The organism is Vibrio sp. Sgm 5, assembly GCF_026241575.1.
Lineage (GTDB): Bacteria > Pseudomonadota > Gammaproteobacteria > Enterobacterales > Vibrionaceae > Vibrio > Vibrio jasicida.
In genome coordinates, this window is sequence record NZ_JAPHPY010000006.1 from 57,404 (window position 1) to 75,542 (window position 18,139).

Here is an 18,139-nt window from a genome sequence, read left to right on the forward strand (position 1 = left end):
TAGGAATCTGCTAACAACTCGCTTGGAAAATGGCGATAACCTCAGGACTTAATAGCACTCTTTGGGTAGATCCTAAATCACTTCGTTACTCGCCGTTCAGGGTGACCGGTTCTAAATAAAAATGCCGCTCACAGCAAGGTGAGCGGCATACTTCGTTTCCCGTTTCCCGTTAATTCAATTCCACATTCTTCATCTCAGGATGCTTCAATAACATCACGCGAATCCAGTGGTGTACTACCCACATCACCATTGCGGTAAGCATTACCGCTACGAATATCGAACTGAATCGGTACAAGATGGAGAAGAACGCGTCTTTCTGCTCAGGCACCAATGACGTGGTCAGTGGAACAGACAGGGCAGACATCGCCGAGAAAGCAATGGCGGCTTTGACTTGTCCTTTCGTTAGCCACAAACAGAATGGCCCCATAGCGATGGTAAACGCCAGCCAGAACAACAGTCCATGACCAAACCAACTGCCCAAGATTAACTGCACCGCCATACCCGCGATACAACCCAGCGCTGTACCGATGATGCGGATTTTCGCCATGGCCATTGAGCCTGCCAATGTCATTGGCGTTAGGATGATGAGGATCGACGCCTGCGCCGAAAGTGAGTCGTACAAATCACCTATTTGGAACACCAAAAACGCCGCCATTGCTACCACCCAGCCCATTGCTACTTGGCTGATGTAGTCGATATCGCTTTTTACTGGCGTAGTCATTTTTGTTTGTAAGATCTTCGATTCTGGCTCTGGGAATAGCCAATAGGCGAGGGCACAGACAAAGATATTGCTGAACGAGATCACCCAAAGGTTGACGTTGAACTCCTCGATATCCATGAAATCGTAGCTCGCGAAGTTCAGTACGATCGAGCCAACCAATAACCCCATGTAGCCAAACAGATAGGTTTTGGGGTTCATCATTGCGATGCATTTAAACAGCATCATAATGCCCACCGCCGCGAACATCAGTGTGGGGTGGAACTGTAAGTATTCGAGAATAAAGGTGGCTTGAACCGTGGTCCAAACCGCCGAGAACAACACCATCAAGACGAGTGGCAGACTAAAGTGGTCCATACGACCGAGTACAAACAGTGGCAGCATGACGGCAAAGAAACCGTAAGACCAACCAAAGATCATGCTCAACGCCAAACCCATTGAGCAGCCAAACCAAATACGTAAGGTTTTCATCGCAGCCGCCTAGTAGATAAAGTGGAACCAGCTAGCAAGGTAGATTTGAACTTGTGCCATCAACGCCCAAAACGGACTGTTGTCTGGGTAAAGCACGATGGTGGCACGAGAACCAACGAACAGAGAGGAAGGCAGTGCTTCTTCGCTGGTCAGGTTCACGCGAGTGCGCTGTGCATCACGTACCCAACGGTTGTTCACTTCGACTTTGGTCAGTGCGCCATTTGGGGTTTGCTGAGCAGCGGCCACGCCGTAATCTCGGCTAGATAGGTCGAAGTCATAAACCGAACCTGGGTTAGCATCAAACGCAACCATGGCGTGGTAACTGTTGTCGACGCCCGCTACCGATTTCTCACGAAAATCCGCAGCAACCCACATTGATCCGGTTGGTACAAAGGTAAGCAATGGCATGTTGGCGTTTGCCATGGTACCGACTTCCAATTGCAGGTTAGTTACTACGCCGTCACTTGGAGCAAGAACTGCGGTATTAGTTAGATCGAGTTGAGCTTTCTCAATGCCATTTTGAGCAATGCGTACTGCGGTGCTTTGGCCTTTTTTGTCCCCAAGTTGTGCTTCAATCACTTTCAAGTTTTGTTGTTCTGCTTTGAGCGCAGCTCGTGACACTTGGTTTTGTGCGTAGGCACTGTCTAAGTTGGATTGAGAAATGACTTTTTGCTTCGACAACTTTTGTAGACGTGAGTACTCACTGTGCGCGTTGTTGTAAGTCGCTTGAGCACGAGCAATGTTTGCCAGTGCAGCTTCCCGCTGCGAATACAGTGTTGCTTCTTTTTCGTAAGCGGATTGCAGTGATAGCTGCGCTTGTTCAAGGGCGATTTTGTATTTACGAGCATCAATGGTGAACAGCACATCGCCTTTGCGTACAGACTGGTTGTTGGCAATCAGCACATCGGTCACTTTGCCAGACACTTCTGGTGCAACTTGCACCACGTAACCTTGGACTCGCCCTTCGGTCGTGATTGGCGCGTGTCGATCCGCAATGATGATGTAGAAAAATAGTACAATGAACAGGACAATAAGTGTTCGCATCCAGTGTTTGAATTTATGATCTGCCGTCATAATAGATACCTGAATTTATGGTGCTCGCAAGCAAATTAGACAGGCGATTATAGAGAACTTGGTCACAATTAAGTAGAATGACAATAAGCACATGAATGACCTAAAAGTAGGACAATGAACGTTAGTTTTGATGATCTTCACCTGTTTAGCCAAACCGTCGTGCACGGTGGTATCAGTGCTGCGGCAGAGGCGAACCAGTTACAACGCTCTAAAGTGAGCCGACGTTTGCAAGAATTAGAGAAAGCGTTGGGCTGCCAATTGCTGATTCGAACCACGCGAACCATTGAGTTGACCGAGCACGGCAAGCGTCTGTTTGAGCTGGTGGGGCAACCCATAGAGCACATTCAACAAGGTTTGAATGTGATGCATGAATACCAACAAGAGTTGACGGGTAAAGTGCGTGTTGCGATTCCCTCTGCATTGATGAGCTCGGCGGCGTTTAATTCGATCATTAACGAATATACGACCCGTTACCCTGAGATGTCGGTAGAGATTGAGAACCACCAAGAGAGTGTCGATCTTAAGCGACAAGCGTTTGATCTTCAGCTTTTACCGAGCGTAGCGAAAGTCTCGGACGACAGCTATGTTCAGTTCAGCTTATTGCCTTATCGCAGCCATTTTGTGGCGTCTAAAGCCTACCTAGAGGCGCATTCACCATTAAAAACCATGGAAGATTTAAAGCACCATCGTTTGCTCACCAACCGTTACAACGCGGATTTACTCGACTCTGAATTGCATGTGGCATTGAAATCCGACGATTTGAATTTACTTCGTTCTATGGCGATCGCAGGCAACGGCATCGCCTTTATCCCTCAAGTGCACTCCAAGCCTGCATTGGAAGACGGCATGCTGGTGGAAGTGCTGCCAGAGTTTACGCATCCTAAGCAGCACCTGACTCTGATTTATCCATCCAATCTGTTTTTGCCCAACAAGGTAAAAGTGTTAATCGAACTGTTTCGGGAAAAATTCCAATAGCGTGAGCGGACAATAACTTTGCGAATTTGCTCATCAGAATAGGCGGCAGTTCTGGTACATTCTCTTTATTCAAACGCTTGAGTATATTCACCTTCAAGCGGCTCATAGGAGATGAGAATGTTATCGAAAAATTCCACGGGTCTGATTGTTGTCGATGTGCAAGGTAAGTTGGCAACGCTAATGCACGAAAGCGAAGCGCTGATTGAAAGTACGACTAAGTTAGTCAAGGGCGCAAAGGCTCTCAAGCTCCCTATTGTTTGGCTTGAGCAAAACCCAGACCGATTAGGCCCGACGGTAGAACCGATTCGTGAAGTGTTAGCGAAAGAGCACTTGGCGATTGCAAAGCATACCTTTGATGGTTGCAAAGAACCGACATTCAAACTCGCGGTAGAACACGCCAAAGTCGATACTTGGTTGGTTTGTGGTATCGAAGCGCACATTTGTGTGTATCAAACCGCGGTGTCGCTGCGTCAAATGGGTTACAAAGTGGAACTGGTGACGGATTGCGTTTCTTCTCGAACGCCAGCCAACAAAGCGCTCGCGCTTGCAAAACTGACTGCGAATGGCGTTGGCCTAACAGGCGTAGAAATGTGTTTGTATGAAATGGTAGAAGATTGCCGAGCACCAGAGTTTAAAGAGATCTTAGGACTCTTCAAATAGTAAACAATAGCAGTAGCAGACAATTGCTACGGTGAAACAATGGCAGAGATGAAGATGGAACTGAGAGCATTTGAAACGGAAGATTACGAGGCACTCATCCGTTGGATTGATTCAGAGCAACTGAACTATCAATGGGGTGGGCCAAATTTCAATTTCCCTCTAGACCACCAACAGATTAGCCTCCATTGCGCGAAACCTGAAGTCTTCCCGTTTATGCTCGTTTGTGACGGGAAGCAGGCTGGCTATGTTGAGCTGTTTAAAGAGTCTCAATCCCAATTTAGAATTTGTCGTGTTTTTGTTTCCAATGATTTTCGAGGGAAAGGTCTTTCGAAAGTCATGCTCACGCAGCTCATCGAACTGTCTCAAACTCAGTATCATGCTCAAGTCTGGTCGTTGGCGGTCTTTGAACGTAACACCGTAGCCAAGAATTGTTATGAATCTCTTGGGTTTGAAGTGACGTCGCGTGAATCAGGAGAGCGTTCTTTTGATGGCGAGATCTGGGATTTGTTATTCATGGAAAAGCGTTTTTAGCACGAATATAACCCCCTTACTATCCACAAATTCAGAAAGAAACAAACACCACAACGTGAGCAATATGAGTTTGTATTCATCTCCCCCTGGCGCTATCGGCCTGCCAAGGGAAATACGTCTTATTATGGCTTACGCTTCGTCATGTGTATGACTCGACTCTTCATATGGATAGAGTGCGGCATTCGTCTCGTCTAACCCTTCCGGCTCAAACTGATAGCCAGACCCCATGCTCATGTCTTTGTACTTCACTAACATCTTTTCAATAACGAGAGACTGAATACGCAGAGGATCTTTTCCTAACGTTGAGGCGATGTATTCACTGAACACCTGAACCGTCACGTTATGCTTTTGTACGTTTGGTTTTGTACCAGTTTTCACTTGAATGACGAGGTTTTTTTCGTTCTCAGATATTTGAGTCAGATGCGCTTTAAACTTGTCATTGTAAACGTTGGATGTTGCCTTTAATCGCAGCTTGTTGATTCTTGGATACTGACTTTCGAGTTCGTCATCGAGCTTTTGGTGCAGCTTCAGATCTTTTAACGCAATGGATTTTTGCTGATCAATGCTGTTGAAGAACTTCATTTCGTTGGAGACATCAATATCTTCTGAAGAAGAGATAAATGCAGGGTCAAACAACACATTGCGGTTGAGCATAGTGAACTGTTCGATTGGTCGGCCTTTTACTGCCCCTTCATTGAGCAAGCTGTTTGGTGCTTTTGCGCCTTTCTCGTAGGTGTCACCACTTGTGACGCCAAGTGCAATATACAGCGTGGTATCGTCTTTGACTTCTGATGTTGCCTCTTCTGCGGCTGAGATAAGATCCATTTCAGACATGAGTACGTTGCAGTCCATCATGGTGATTTTTTTAAGGTGGTTGAGTTTGCAAAAATCCACGACAGCTTTTCTTGTTGCACCGAAACCAACGGTACCGGACTCGAATGACCACCCAACCAAACCTACGCCAGCGGCTTGAAGTAGTGTCCCCATTTGTTCTTGATATAAGTTCAGCTCACTTTGGTGGACGAACAGATAGACGGGGCGACTCATCCCCTCAGTGTACCAATATAGTTCTTGCAGCTTTTCTTTGGATTTAAACTCTTCCGGCATTCCGACAGAAGGTACCATTAACGCGGTACCTGAGTTGGATTGAGGTGGGATCTTAATATCAAATTGAGACATGCTTTCCGAAGCAGAATCGCGGCTTTGTTGCCGAGTTTGCATTGGGCTTGGATCATTGATTTGTCGGCGATAATAAACGCGCTCTAGCTCATCATAGTTATTTAGAACTTGATCGACGGTGACTGGCTCGTACTTCAATGCGCCGGTGTTGTCGTTAACGACATAACGGTAGTTAAAACGAATCAGCGCTTCTGGCGGTCTGTCTTGGATTGCCAAGTCATTTTCTTCAACGTGGTTTTGCCAGTTGAGTTGGAACTCGTTCCACTTCGCTAAGTTTTGAACGTCTCGTAATCGTTTCGCCGGAGCGCCTTCTTGTGAGTGGTGAGACGCGTCATTTTTTCTTTTTTTTGTTTGGCTTGAAGAAGAAGCCGGTTGGTTATTTTCACCGTACATAAACGTGTTCACTTTTTTAAATTCAGGCGACGATAGGCTGATTTTTATCGTATTGGCATTTGGGTAGGCGCTTTGTTCGGGCGCAGCTGGCGACCGTTAAGTCTTTGATACACTGGTTATATGCGTCAGTTGTATGTCGTCTTCAATAAAAGAAACGGCCACACGTAACAACCGATTTTCCACCTTCTGTACATTCAACACAGGTGTATTCTTTGACAAGTTGGAATGGTTAAAGATATTGATGACGGTTGATGGTTGGTTTGCACCGCAATACTCTCCCCATACATCTCGCTTTGAATATTTTCCCCAAATATCCCCAAGCGGATAGGCATGTCCGACGATGAAGTCGTTCTGTGGGCAACTTTGGTCAGAATTGCCCGTTGCTTGAGCCGGCTGCGTAATGTTGACCGTTAGTACATCGCCAACTTTTAATGAAATAGGATCACTTTCAAACGTCGGATTGAGTTTGAGCAGCGCTTTTGCTGACAAACCGTAGAGAGGAGCAATGTCTGTCCACCATTCTTGTTTTCCGTCGTCTTTTGTTCTCACCTTATGATTTTTTATGTGGACGGGTTTAATGTCCGATTCAGTGGCTGCTTTGGTTCGTGGCAGCAAAGGCTGCTTCCCCACAGCTTTAAGTGCAGCAATATCGATTAAAGTGGCGTGTTGATCGAGCCAAGTTTGGTTGATTTCTGCAAGCGCGTCATTGGTGAGTTTTTCGCGACGATAGAAAATATGTTGCGCTGCTGCCTTCTTACCTTCAATAGCGACAGGGGCGAGTATCATGTTAAACGTTTTTGGGCTAATGAGCTCATCTGTCATGCCGTTGGCCGTAGAAGCCGTCACTTGCCAAGAGAATTTATCATTCCCTAGGATCGCCATTTCATACATTAGCTTCCCATCATGGAAATAATAGTAATAACCTTGCGCTGCCCATCCTAATAACCCCTTGGTTTCTACCGCTGGAATAAATGGTAAGAACTCAGCATTAATATATTCACTACCAACTGGCTTGGGGGTGATTTTAAATTTTTGATTCAGGCCGATGTCTTGAAAAAGTTCATGTAAAAGGGTTTTGTCTTCGGCTTCGAAACATTCGGCTGATAACACCGTGCAGAGTGATGGTTGATTTTGCTCCAATTTGCTCCAGCGTTTTATCAACGGTTCATTTTGTGTTTTCGCTAAAGAAAAAACACCAGACTGCAGGGTATTTAAGTCATCTTTGGGAGCATGAATTTTTATTCGACATTCGAATCCAGCCTCGGCTTGAGATTGACTGTTGCTAACGACAGAACCGTAGCTTGCTTGAGTCGCGTTCTTTGACGTTGATGAGTAGTTTGTGCGCGAGCGGTTACTTGACGAAGACGTTACTGGGTCGATAAGTGGCGCGTAGCCAGCTCCCCTCACACGTGTTGATGTTGGACGCTTCATTAATATCGCCTCTTGAATTTAATTGGTGATAGCTTAGCGGCAAATAAAAGAACGCACTATAGACAAAACAACCAATTCCTTTTGCTTACTTACTAAATCTATAGTCAGAACGAAAGTCACGCAGGGTAAGGTATTTAATGATAATAATGTTTTTTAAAGCGAGGAGGTGATGCAATAAATATTATTAATGCGAAGGGAGGGTAGATATATTTAAGGTTTATTTTAGCAAAGCGTGAAGCGCTAATTATTGGTTATTATTGACGATAACTTAATAACCAATAACTGTTAATCACTCACTAGCGCTGTGGCTTACTAGAAGTACTAACAAGCTTATTCAAACTCTCTTTGGTATCTCGGCAGCATGGACTCATTGCCAAGCAACCCGCCTTGATGGATGTAGATGAGCGTTTTGTCCTCGTTTTCTGCTAACCACGGCTGCAAACATTGCCACATGTAAGGATCATAAAGCAGGTCAAACTCGAGGTTGGTATGGTCGTACAAGGCATTCCAGGTTTCGTAGTCGCTTTGGTATAAACGGCCAAAATGGTGTTTATTGCGCACCGAAAGTATGGTTGGATGGTTTTCAGTTTCCAGTGTATTGAATTGCTCAGTCAGATAGTCGGCATCACCGACACAAGCACAGGTAAGGACTTCGATTCCATGTGGCTTTAGGTGTTTACTCAGGTACAACGCGGTGGTTCCGGTTCCCGATGGCAACGCTACGGCAAACTGTTTTTTGCCTTCAAGGCGTGTCCAATCAAGCAGTTCACGCGCCAGTTGTTTTACCCCGGCTTCGGCAATCGTCGCTTTTCCGCCTTCTGGGACAACCAAGGTTGTGTCGTCCAACCCACGTACTTGCTCGATATACTCGGTTGGATGCAAAGTGGGCTCGATGTCCTGCATCGCCGTGATATTCATACCTAAATCGAGCGCGCCTCGATAGTTGCCGATAGGGGAGTCTTTAAGCCAAGACGGAATATGTTGAACGTAGAACTCGAAGTTCCAGCCTTTGATTTGCGCCAGAGCGGCAAGGGAATACATCGCGTTGGATTGAGCTGAACCGTAACTGATGAGTGTTTTGATTTGGCTATTTTGCGCTTCCATCAGCGCCATAAATTTACGTGCTTTGTTGCCCGAAAAGTGAGAATGAAGCATGTCATCACGTTTAAGAAAAAAGGTGTGACCGTAAAAGTTATGTTGAGTTATCGGGCTTTCAGAGAGTTTCATGCTACTGCTGACGTGTCCAACCACGCGACCTGCCGTTCAAAAGGGCGCGTAGTGTAACGCCATTAAATCCAGATCAAAAGTCTGTGTTTGAGCGGTAGCCGGATTCGACTTCTTGTTAAAGTGGCAACCTTTCTTCACGCCCCGTTTCAGTTGATGTCCTTTTTTGAGTGTTTTTTCTTTGTGACATTCTTAACGTTCCTCGCCTTTCAAGGTTAAGACACGTAAACTACGCCGCTTATTTCAACTCAATCAGAAGGCTTGGTTTTGCAAACTCTAGAACAATTAAAAACAGGACAATTAGTAGGAACGAAACAACTGAAGTTGGCGCAAGGGCTAACTGAGTTTCCTATGGAAATTTTAGAGCTTGCAGAAACGCTTGAAGTGTTAGATTTATCTGGTAACGCACTGTCAGATTTGCCACCAGAACTGGAACAGTTGACCAAGCTAAAAATCATCTTTGCTTCTAATAACCAGTTCACGCACTTACCAGAAGTCTTGGGCAAGTTGCCAAACCTAGAAATGGTTGGCTTTAAAACCAACAAGATCAAAGTGGTGAGTGAAGCCTCACTACCAACTCAGTTAAGTTGGCTTATTCTGACCGATAACGAGATTGAAGTTCTCCCCAACAGTCTGGGTGAAAGACCGCGCCTAAGAAAGCTTGCACTGGCGGGCAATCGCATCAAGCAACTGCCAAATAGCATGGAAAACTTGGTTAATTTGGAATTGATTCGTCTCTCTGCGAACCAGCTAGAGCAGTTCCCTGATGTGTTGATGAAGCTGCCTAAGTTGGCGTGGTTTGCTTTTGCAGGTAACCCATTCTGCAAACACCCATCGTCGCTAAATAGTGTGCCGAGAGTGACCACAAACAGTTACTCACTTAACCATGTTCTCGGGCAAGGTGCGAGTGGCGTGATTTCTCATGCTAACTGGACTGACGTTCAATACGACTTCCCGAGTGAAGTCGCGGTAAAAGTGTTTAAGGGCGAAGTGACTAGTGATGGTTACCCACATGATGAACTTGAAGCATGCTTGCAAGCAGGGCATCACAACAACTTGGTGAAATCCATCGCACAAGTGGATGATGGCGATGAACTGGCGTTGGTGATGGAGCTGATCCCAAACAGTTACTACAACTTAGGTTTGCCGCCAACATTGGAAACCTGCACCCGAGATACATTCCCACAAGGGTTTACACTGACAGTCGAGCAAGTCAATTCTATTGTGGAGCAGATGGTGGACGTATTTAATCACCTGCACGACAACAAGGTGTGCCATGGCGATTTGTATGCGCACAATACTTTGGTGAATGAGCAAGGTGAGATGATCTTTGGCGACTTTGGTGCGGCGAGCATTTACGGTTACTTATCAGACGAGCAGCAAGCCGCAATCAGAGCCATTGAATCTAGAGCGTTGAAGTACTTTATCGAAGATGTGTTTTCTGTGTGTGAAGCGTCGGAATCGGCATCACAGGCATTCAATCGACTCGCTGCGCTTGCGGCATAAGACTTTATTTAACCGCGAAAGGTCGACAGACGATAGAAAGAGGTATCGAATTGCTCGTTTTAATACTGAGCCAATGAGATACCTCTTAATTGAATCAAGTGCTGAGGAAGTTACTCTGAGCAAGTCTCTTGATGCTCTGACGCAAGATCAATCATTGCCTCACATCCACCCTCTGGATGTGTACCAATCTTAAATTGCCAGCCATAACGCTGGCATAAATCATCCACAATCATCAAACCCAATCCGTGCCCATCAGAATGTGGAATGGTCGAAAAGCCTTCGCCTTCATCACGTACCGAGATGGTGTTTTCCCCCATGCTGATATGAATTGATCCCGATGGTGTCGCGGCGATGCCGTTGCGAATCAGGTTGCCAAGAATAATGGTCAACACAGCATTGGTCGCGCGCGTTTTTGGGTTTCCGTCGATCTGTACATCAAAGCTGAGTGCTTTCTCATCCGCCTGAGCTTGGCTTTGGAAAATGATTTGTTTCAGCTCTTCTTCGGTGATGCTACGTACCGATGAATCGTCTGCATTGCGCTCGTAACGCACTAAGCCGAGTAGGGCATCCACCATGGTCGACATCTGCTGCGTTGCATCCTGAATTCGGTTCACTTGGCGGGTCTGGAAATCCGTGTTCGCACTTCTCGCCAGTAAGCTACTTGAGCCTTTCATCACGGTTAACGGTGTACGCAGTTCATGGCTCGCGTATCGTGCAAAGGCTTGCTCGCGCTTGATGACTTGGTTGATTTTGTGGCGATATTCATTCAACTCATCCGCGAGGGTTTGGAACTCTTTGGCCGAGCCCTCAGGCACACTAAAGGTCTGCGTGGCATCGCCTTGGTGGTGATCGAGTTGAGTTTTAAGCGCATTGACGGGTTCAATCAAGCGCTGTGATAAACGCAGCAGCAGGCTACCAAACAGAAACACCAGCACGGCGACAATGGACAACACCATAGCGACAACGAGAATGAATTCCTCTGAGGTGATCTCGATTTCATCAATCAAGGAAACCAGAATCACAGGATGTTCAACGCCTTTGTAAGTGTACGTGCTCATGTAGATCATTCTGGAGCTTGGCTCGTCACCCACTTCGTCTAAAAATCGGCTTTTTCCAATCAGGTATTGTTGGAACTGTTCTGGTATGAGCTGGATGTCATTGTATGCGGTAGTGAGAAAGTCGAGTTTAATCACGCCTTGCTCAGGGTGAGACTGAAAGTGCTCGATGGCTTCTTTTTTATCGATCATGATACGGCGTTCACCGACACGATCCTCAGACCAAAGCAGTGCGCCTGTAATCAGAAGAAAACAAAAAATACCAATCACGACCGACACCAAAGAGAAAAACAGAGCGAGTCGCCCTGTCATACTTTGTGTGCTTTGCGTGCTAGCAAGTAAGCGATTGATCATGCATCTGGCTCCAAGCGAAAGCCAACTTTCGGCACGGTGATCAGCACATGTTGTTCAAATGGCTTATCGAGTTGGTTACGTAGCTGGTAAATGTGGCTGCGCAGAACGTCGTTATTCGGCTCGTTTTCTTGCCATAGCTGGAAGGCGATTTCTTCACGCGTCACCACGTCTGGTGCGCTTTTCACAAGCATTTCCAGAATGGTGTAAGTGGTTGGATTGAGCGCCAGCAGTTTATCTTGGCGGTACGCTTTACGCGTTTTTTGGTCGATAGACACTTCACCGTATTCCAACTTGCTCGATGCGACAGTGCCACGGTAACGGCGGATCAGCGCCATCATACGCGCTTCAAGAATATCCAGGTCGAAAGGTTTGGTCAGGTAGTCATCGGCGCCGTGTTGGAAGCCTTTGAGCATATCGTCACGGCTATCAAGTGCGGTCAGCATAAGTACCGGTGTGTTGTTGCCCGCATCGCGAAGTTTATTACACATGGTCAGGCCATCCATGCGTGGCAACATGAGATCGAGCAAGATGATGTCGAAGGTGTTTTCCATCGCCAGTTTCAGGCCGAGCTCGCCGTTGTCTGCATAATCGAGTTCCATACCTGCACACTCGAAATAATCGAACAACATGCCTGCGATTTCTCGATTATCTTCGACTAAAAGTACGCGTTTCATGTATTTCTCTCCAAGTGGGCGGGTTTTCGAAAATAAGACTTCGTCTTAACCGAACATTATTCACTAAGAACGTGAAAAAGATGTCAACAACATCTCTTTCACATTGATGTTTGTAGACTGGATTCATTCATCGGATTTAGTGGAAGAGTAGCATGTCAACCTTCAACATTCACGCTGCAGCCTTTTCAAAGGTGAGCCAAAACACTGAGCCTAAAACAGTTTTGTCTGTTGTGGTGCCATTCTTTAACGAGCAAGAAGTCTTGCCTGAATTTCATCGTCGTTTAGCCGCCGTTTTGGATGAAATGCCAGAACGCTGCGAAATCGTTTATGTCGACGATGGCAGCAAAGACGACAGCCTAATGATCGCGCAAAGCTTTTCTCAATCTTCTAGCGATGTTCGTTGTATTGCATTAAGCCGTAACTTCGGCAAAGAGTCCGCCATGAGTGCGGGTTTGGAACACTGCCAAGGTGAAGCGGTGATCGTGATTGATGCCGACTTGCAAGACCCGCCTGAGTTGATCCCGCAAATGGTATCAAAATGGCGTGAAGGGTATGACGTAGTGAACATGCAGCGCAGTGAACGCCACGGTGAAACTTGGTTCAAACGCTTCTCGGCCGCTTGTTTTTACAAAGTGCTTAACAGCATGGCGAAATTGGATGTGCCGGAGAACGTGGGCGATTTCCGTTTATTGAGCGCAAAAGTGGTTAAACACATCAATGCGCTGCCAGAGCGTAACCGATACATGAAAGGCATTTTTTCTTGGCCTGGTTTCAAGCAAGTGACGGTGCAGTTTGAGCGTGATGCTCGTTTCTGCGGCGAAACCAAGTGGAACTACCTCAAGCTGATTGGCCTTGCAATGGACGGCATTACCTCGTTTTCCATTCGCCCTTTGCGACACTTGCTGGTGCCTTAGTGGCGGTCAGTGCTTTTATTTATGGTGCATTCATTGTGATGAAAACCGTTGTGTTTGGTGAGCCTGTCACTGGCTACCCATCCATGATGGTCGTCCAACTTGCATTGGGCGGTGTGCAATTGCTGTCGATTGGCCTTTTAGGCGAATACATTGGCCGCATTTTTGTCGAGACCAAGCAACGTCCTCTTTATCTTGTTCAGTCTGTTTATGAGCAGCCTGCAAAACATCAATCCATCCAAACCATGAAGTTTAAACTGGGAGAAACCGCGTAATCATGAGTATTAATAAAACCCATCTGTGGTTGTTGTTGGCGTTTGCTCTTTTACTCCGTCTTATTTCACTTGCCGCTTACCCTTTGATGGACACCACAGAAGCCCGCTACGGCGAAATGGCGCGCTTAATGGTGGAAACCGGCAATTGGCTTACCCCACAGTTTGATTACGGCGTGCCTTTTTGGGGGAACCCCCCCCTATTCACGTGGATGAGTGCTTACGGCATTGAGCTGTTTGGATTGAATGAATTTGCAGTGCGCGCGCCTCATTGGTTAGCGGGTGTTGCGACGATTGTTTTTGTTGCTTTCATGGCGTATCGCGCGGGCTTTAATGCAGTCATCGCAGCGTTGGTACTGGCGACGTGTGGCATCTTTTCAATTGCGGCGGGTGCGGTGATGACCGACATGGCACTGACGTTGGCAATGACCATGGCGATGGTCGGCTTTTACTATTGCTGGCTTGGCAAAGACAAACACAGCCGATTGTGGGGTTACCTCGGTTTCTTTGGTTTGGCTTGTGGGTTGTTGGCAAAAGGTCCCGTAGCGATAGTGATCATGGGCATCGCAGTATTTCCTTGGCTTGTGATTCAGCATGGTTTCTTTGGCGCTTTTAAAGCCTTGTGGCAGCGGTTTCCTATCGTATCGGGTTTGGCGCTTATGCTGGCGGTTGCTCTGCCTTGGTACATCATGGCAGAAATGGCAACGCCGGGCTTTATTGATTACTTTATTGTTGGTGAGCACTTTAAGCGTTTTGTTGTCAGCGGTTGGGAAGGGGACCTGTATGGCTCTGCTCATGATCAACCACGTGGGATGATCTGGGTATTCTGGCTGCAGTCGGCTGCGCCTTGGTCAATTGTATTGCCTATCTTGGCGTGGAAACGTCGTAAGGTACTCAAAGCCATTGAAACTGATCATCAAGGCCTATTTAGCTTCCTGATGTGTTGGCTGATTTCCCCAATGATCTTGTTCACCATGGCTGGGAATATTTTGCCTGCTTACGTACTACCGGGTGTGCCTGCGTTGGGTATCTTAATTGCGATGCTGGTGGATAAACACGATTTTAAATGGTTGACCGGAACGGCGGCGGTGTTACCAGCCCTGCTTATGATTGCGATGTTGGTTTTGAATATGGGCAAAGCAGACAGCCGCAGCGACCGCATCATCTTCGCGCAAATTAATGACAACGCTCCGGTCTTTTATATTGGTAAGCGCCCGTTCTCAGGCCAGTTCTATAGTCATGGTCAGGCGAAAAAACTTGAAGATAAGAATGACTTAAACAATCTAAAGAAATTCCACCTGATTGGTAAATCGCAGCAAGTGGATAGCATGATTCATGAAAATGCGTTGAGTTGTACCAACGAGTTCACAGCAAAATCGAAACGCTCACTCTACACCTGTGTGATTGGGTAACGGAATGCACAAATTAATAAGGTTTGCTCTGGTTGGTGGTGTCGGCTTTATAGTCGACACCCTTATCTTTTCGCTGTTGTTCCATTGGTTTGGTCTGGAGCTGATGCTGGCTCGTGGGATAGCATTTTTGTTTGCGGCAACCACGACTTGGCTTGGCAATCGCTGGCTGACTTTCTCTCAAGCAGAAAAAACCGATCCGTTTGCTCAATGGCAAAAGTTTATGGTGAGTGCTTGTATTAGTGCAGTGCCGAACTTTGCGGCTTTCAAAGGTTTGACGCTTATGTTTGGGACTCAAAACTATATGGTGTACGTCGCGTTGGTTTTCGGAATATTGGTAGGCATGATGAGTAACTACTTACTCAGTACAAAATGGGTATTTAGCGAACATTGATCCTAGCTTATTTGCTTTAATACTGAATAACTGCATTAAAAACAGTGAGATGAAGAAAATTAAACGTGACTCAAGTCACGGTTTGGCTAATCTAATACTCAGTATAGGAGAATGAATAGCTATGGGTACTTTCGTATAAGATTCATCTTGAATGTTGATTTTAAATTCTATAAATACAATAACTTAATGATCGATTCTCTAGGTTTTATTTATTGTGGGGCTCATGCACTTAAAATATAAAACTGGCCTCATACGTAACCCTGTTAATAAGTTTGATCTTTCCATTCTCTTTTCATTCATATCTTGACGTCTTCTGTTCACCTCTGTTGTTTAAAATCCATGAAATTTCAGAAAATAATGCCAATCTATCATCAGTTACAGAGGTGACTATGTTTAACAGTATACGTACGCGAATCGCAGTCAGTGCGGGCGGTGCCATGGCCTTCACCTTATTGATTGCAATGGGTATGACAACCAACGCATTTACTGACGTGAACAAGCAAGTGAACGAGAAAGTAAAAGCGCAATTGACGAATGCGACTAGCACCGACTTGCAAAATACCGCGATTCAGCAGGGGTTGGATATTGCTAACCAACTTGATCCTGTATTGGCAAACTTAAAACAAGTACGTTCGATCATTGAGTTGAGTGCAGAAACCAACGCAAGCGCAGACCTTATTGTTAAACAGTTTACTGCCGCGCTAGAAGCACAGAATAAAGCCGTATTTGCGGGCTACATGGTTTGGCAAGACAAAACGTGGCCAGAACAAGTGACGTTTAATCCAGAAGAGGGTTTTAACAGCCAAGGCTATCTGGCGCCTTTCTTCTCGCCAAATGACCAAAATAGCTTTGATGCAGTGGCGATGGAGAGCTTTAGCAACACGGAGCTAAATAGCAGTGGTGAACGTAAAGACGATTGGCATTTAATGCCTTATGAAACGGGTAAAACGTTCGTCATGGAGCCGTACTTTTATCCTGTACGTGGTAAGCAAGAGCTGATCACAACGATCAGTCAACCAATCAAACAAGATGGCAAAATCATCGGCTCTCTTGGGTTTGATCTGTCTCTTTATGAGCTACAAAGCCAGAGCGAGCAATCTGCACGTAACTTGTTTGATGGCAAAGGTAAAATCCTCATCACATCATGGAAGGGCATCACCCTAGCGAACAGCCGCGCTGCTGATATGGTCGGTAAGAAGGTCTCTTCTGAACTGGCCTCTGAATGGTCTAACATCCAATCTATTGCAAAACGTCAAGGCGCTGGTGTTGTGACCTTTGGCGGTGATGAATATGCGATTACTTCTATCGATACGAGTGACGCTCCTTGGGTAGTCATGGTGTCGGTTCCCAGTAGCCACCTTGCAAGAAGCGTCGATGACTACGCGCAATGGAGTGATGAACAGAATTCAAAAGCGCTTGAAAAAGGTGTGTGGGCGGGGATCATCGCTGCTCTTCTAGGTATTGCCTCGATGGCTTTGATCGCGAACTCTTTGGGTAAAGTGCTAAACAATCTGGTTGAGCGTTTTAAAGATGCCGCGCAAGGTGAAGGTGACTTAACTTACCGTATCGAAGTGAAAGGTAAAGATGAAACTGCGCAATTGGCACATTGGTTCAATACTTTCCTATCGCGTATGCAAGAGATGCTGCTGACCGTGATGGTGACTGCTGATCAAGTCGATAAGAATGCGACCGAAGGTCAAACGCGCGCTGCGGCTTCTCGCGATCAATTGAATACGCAAGTAAATGAGGTGAACTCATTAGCGACGGCCATCAATGAAATGAGTGCAACCGCTCAAGAAGTAGCGAACTCTGCGGTCCAAGCGGCAGCGGCGGCGAGCCAAGTACAAAGCAACAGTCTAAATGGTATGACTCGCATGGACAATGCTGCGAGTGCGGTAGATAGCTTGGCAATGCAAGTCAACGATGCGCAGCAACAAACACAAAACCTAGTGGATTCTAGCACGGCGATTCAAGGTATTTTGAGTGAGATTGGTGGCATTGCAGAGCAAACCAATCTGCTGGCTCTGAACGCGGCTATTGAAGCTGCACGTGCAGGTGAAGCGGGTCGAGGCTTTGCGGTGGTTGCCGATGAGGTTCGTAACCTTGCAAATCGTACTCAAGGATCAACTGAAGAGATTCGTACGATGCTGGCCCGTCTAGAACAAGAAACTCAATCAATTGTGGTCTTGATGGAACAAAGCCAAAAGCAAGCTAATGATACTAAAGGTGAAACACAAGCTGCCCACTTAGCGCTGTCTGAAATCAACCAAGCGATTGAAGTCATCAATGATATGAACAACCAAATCGCTTCGGCAGCAGAAGAGCAGAGCTCAGTATCAGAAGAGATTAACCGCAATGTAGTGATCATCAACGACACGGCGGTAGAGGTGATGGATACGATGACCTCTTCAGTAGAAATCAGTAACGAGTTGACGGTAAAAGCGAGCGATCTTCACGGTGAGCTGAGTAAGTTCAAGCTGTCTTAATTCGTCTTTCCTCATTTTTCATACAAAGCCGAGCAGGTAAATCTGCTCGGTTTTTTTGTTCTGTACTTTCATTTTTGCACTTCGATAACCGCTTTTTCTCGGTATTTTCTTCAACGTTTGCGTCTTTTTAAAATTCACGTCGTCTTATCAGCATGGACTAAGGTTGGAGAGAGCAGTTATTGATGTTTTATTCATTCACAACCATTGTTTTGTATCGTAAATGAATGGCATTTTATAAATATTATCGCCTTTTAAATTTGTTATTACCGTACGCGATTTTCACTGACTTTAAGAACTTGTTCTAGATCATTAAAGTGTTCAAAAGTGCAATCTTTGATTTTAAATATTTAAACTTTGATGAGGTTTAAGAAATTAAACCCAATTCATATGTTTTTGGTGATCTTGTTCAACTATTGTGCGTG

14 protein-coding genes and 1 pseudogene are annotated in these 18,139 nt (G+C 46.0%); 8 read left to right on the forward strand and 7 right to left on the reverse strand.

What is annotated here, in order from left to right; genetic code table 11:
• Window positions 1-169 precede the first annotated feature (169 nt).
• Together OQJ86_RS05080 and OQJ86_RS05085 are read right to left on the reverse strand one after the other, a co-directional pair.
• A complete protein-coding gene (locus OQJ86_RS05080; protein ID WP_265986893.1) occupies window positions 170-1,189 on the reverse strand; it encodes a DUF2955 domain-containing protein in 1,020 nt (339 codons plus the stop codon).
• A gap of 9 nt (window positions 1,190-1,198) precedes the next feature.
• Window positions 1,199-2,263 carry an HlyD family secretion protein gene (locus OQJ86_RS05085; RefSeq protein WP_265986895.1) on the reverse strand — a complete coding sequence of 355 codons (1,065 nt, stop codon included), beginning with the start codon at window positions 2,261-2,263 and terminating at the stop codon, window positions 1,199-1,201.
• Window positions 2,264-2,377: 114 nt separating this feature from the next.
• Between OQJ86_RS05085 and OQJ86_RS05090 the strand changes: the two genes are divergently transcribed.
• From OQJ86_RS05090 to OQJ86_RS05100, 3 genes are all read left to right on the forward strand, one after another.
• Window positions 2,378-3,238, forward strand: coding sequence for a LysR family transcriptional regulator (locus OQJ86_RS05090; RefSeq protein WP_265986897.1), 861 nt, complete (start codon window positions 2,378-2,380; stop codon window positions 3,236-3,238).
• Window positions 3,239-3,355: 117 nt separating this feature from the next.
• On the forward strand, window positions 3,356-3,898 hold the full coding sequence (locus tag OQJ86_RS05095) for a hydrolase (protein WP_265986899.1): 543 nt from the start codon (window positions 3,356-3,358) through the stop codon (window positions 3,896-3,898).
• A 54-nt stretch (window positions 3,899-3,952) separates the two neighbouring features.
• On the forward strand, window positions 3,953-4,429 hold the full coding sequence (locus OQJ86_RS05100) for a GNAT family N-acetyltransferase (protein ID WP_265987043.1): 477 nt from the start codon (window positions 3,953-3,955) through the stop codon (window positions 4,427-4,429).
• Between the two features lie 129 nt (window positions 4,430-4,558).
• Here the strand turns inward: OQJ86_RS05100 and OQJ86_RS05105 are convergent, their stop codons facing one another.
• The 3 genes from OQJ86_RS05105 to OQJ86_RS05115 form a co-directional block, all read right to left on the reverse strand.
• Window positions 4,559-6,001, reverse strand: a complete 1,443-nt coding sequence (locus tag OQJ86_RS05105) for a hypothetical protein (protein ID WP_265986901.1) — start codon at window positions 5,999-6,001, stop codon at window positions 4,559-4,561.
• Window positions 6,002-6,097: 96 nt separating this feature from the next.
• On the reverse strand, window positions 6,098-7,432 hold the full coding sequence (locus OQJ86_RS05110) for a LysM peptidoglycan-binding domain-containing protein (RefSeq protein ID WP_265986902.1): 1,335 nt from the start codon (window positions 7,430-7,432) through the stop codon (window positions 6,098-6,100).
• 330 nt (window positions 7,433-7,762) lie between these two features.
• Complete coding sequence (locus OQJ86_RS05115) at window positions 7,763-8,659, reverse strand: 1-aminocyclopropane-1-carboxylate deaminase/D-cysteine desulfhydrase (protein ID WP_265986904.1); 897 nt, start codon at window positions 8,657-8,659, stop codon at window positions 7,763-7,765.
• Window positions 8,660-8,923: 264 nt separating this feature from the next.
• On the opposite strand from OQJ86_RS05115, the gene OQJ86_RS05120 reads away from it, so the two are divergent.
• Complete coding sequence (locus tag OQJ86_RS05120; protein WP_265986906.1) at window positions 8,924-10,162, forward strand: leucine-rich repeat-containing protein kinase family protein; 1,239 nt, start codon at window positions 8,924-8,926, stop codon at window positions 10,160-10,162.
• Window positions 10,163-10,272: 110 nt separating this feature from the next.
• Here OQJ86_RS05120 and OQJ86_RS05125 read toward each other — a convergent pair whose 3' ends face one another.
• Window positions 10,273-11,571 carry a sensor histidine kinase gene (locus OQJ86_RS05125; RefSeq protein ID WP_265986908.1) on the reverse strand — a complete coding sequence of 433 codons (1,299 nt, stop codon included), beginning with the start codon at window positions 11,569-11,571 and terminating at the stop codon, window positions 10,273-10,275.
• Window positions 11,568-12,245, reverse strand: coding sequence for a response regulator transcription factor (locus tag OQJ86_RS05130; RefSeq protein WP_038871919.1), 678 nt, complete (start codon window positions 12,243-12,245; stop codon window positions 11,568-11,570). The genes OQJ86_RS05125 and OQJ86_RS05130 overlap by 4 nt, the downstream gene beginning before the upstream one ends.
• A gap of 152 nt (window positions 12,246-12,397) precedes the next feature.
• On the opposite strand from OQJ86_RS05130, the pseudogene OQJ86_RS05135 reads away from it, so the two are divergent.
• From OQJ86_RS05135 to OQJ86_RS05150, 4 genes and pseudogenes are all read left to right on the forward strand, one after another.
• Window positions 12,398-13,431 (forward strand): annotated as a pseudogene (locus OQJ86_RS05135) (glycosyltransferase family 2 protein).
• 2 nt (window positions 13,432-13,433) lie between these two features.
• Entirely contained in the window at window positions 13,434-14,840 is a 1,407-nt protein-coding gene (locus tag OQJ86_RS05140) for an ArnT family glycosyltransferase (protein WP_265986911.1), read from the forward strand.
• Between the two features lie 4 nt (window positions 14,841-14,844).
• Window positions 14,845-15,231, forward strand: coding sequence for a GtrA family protein (locus OQJ86_RS05145; protein WP_039974954.1), 387 nt, complete (start codon window positions 14,845-14,847; stop codon window positions 15,229-15,231).
• Window positions 15,232-15,620: 389 nt separating this feature from the next.
• Window positions 15,621-17,717, forward strand: a complete 2,097-nt coding sequence (locus OQJ86_RS05150; protein ID WP_265986915.1) for a methyl-accepting chemotaxis protein — start codon at window positions 15,621-15,623, stop codon at window positions 17,715-17,717.
• The last annotated feature ends 422 nt before the right edge of the window (window positions 17,718-18,139 follow it).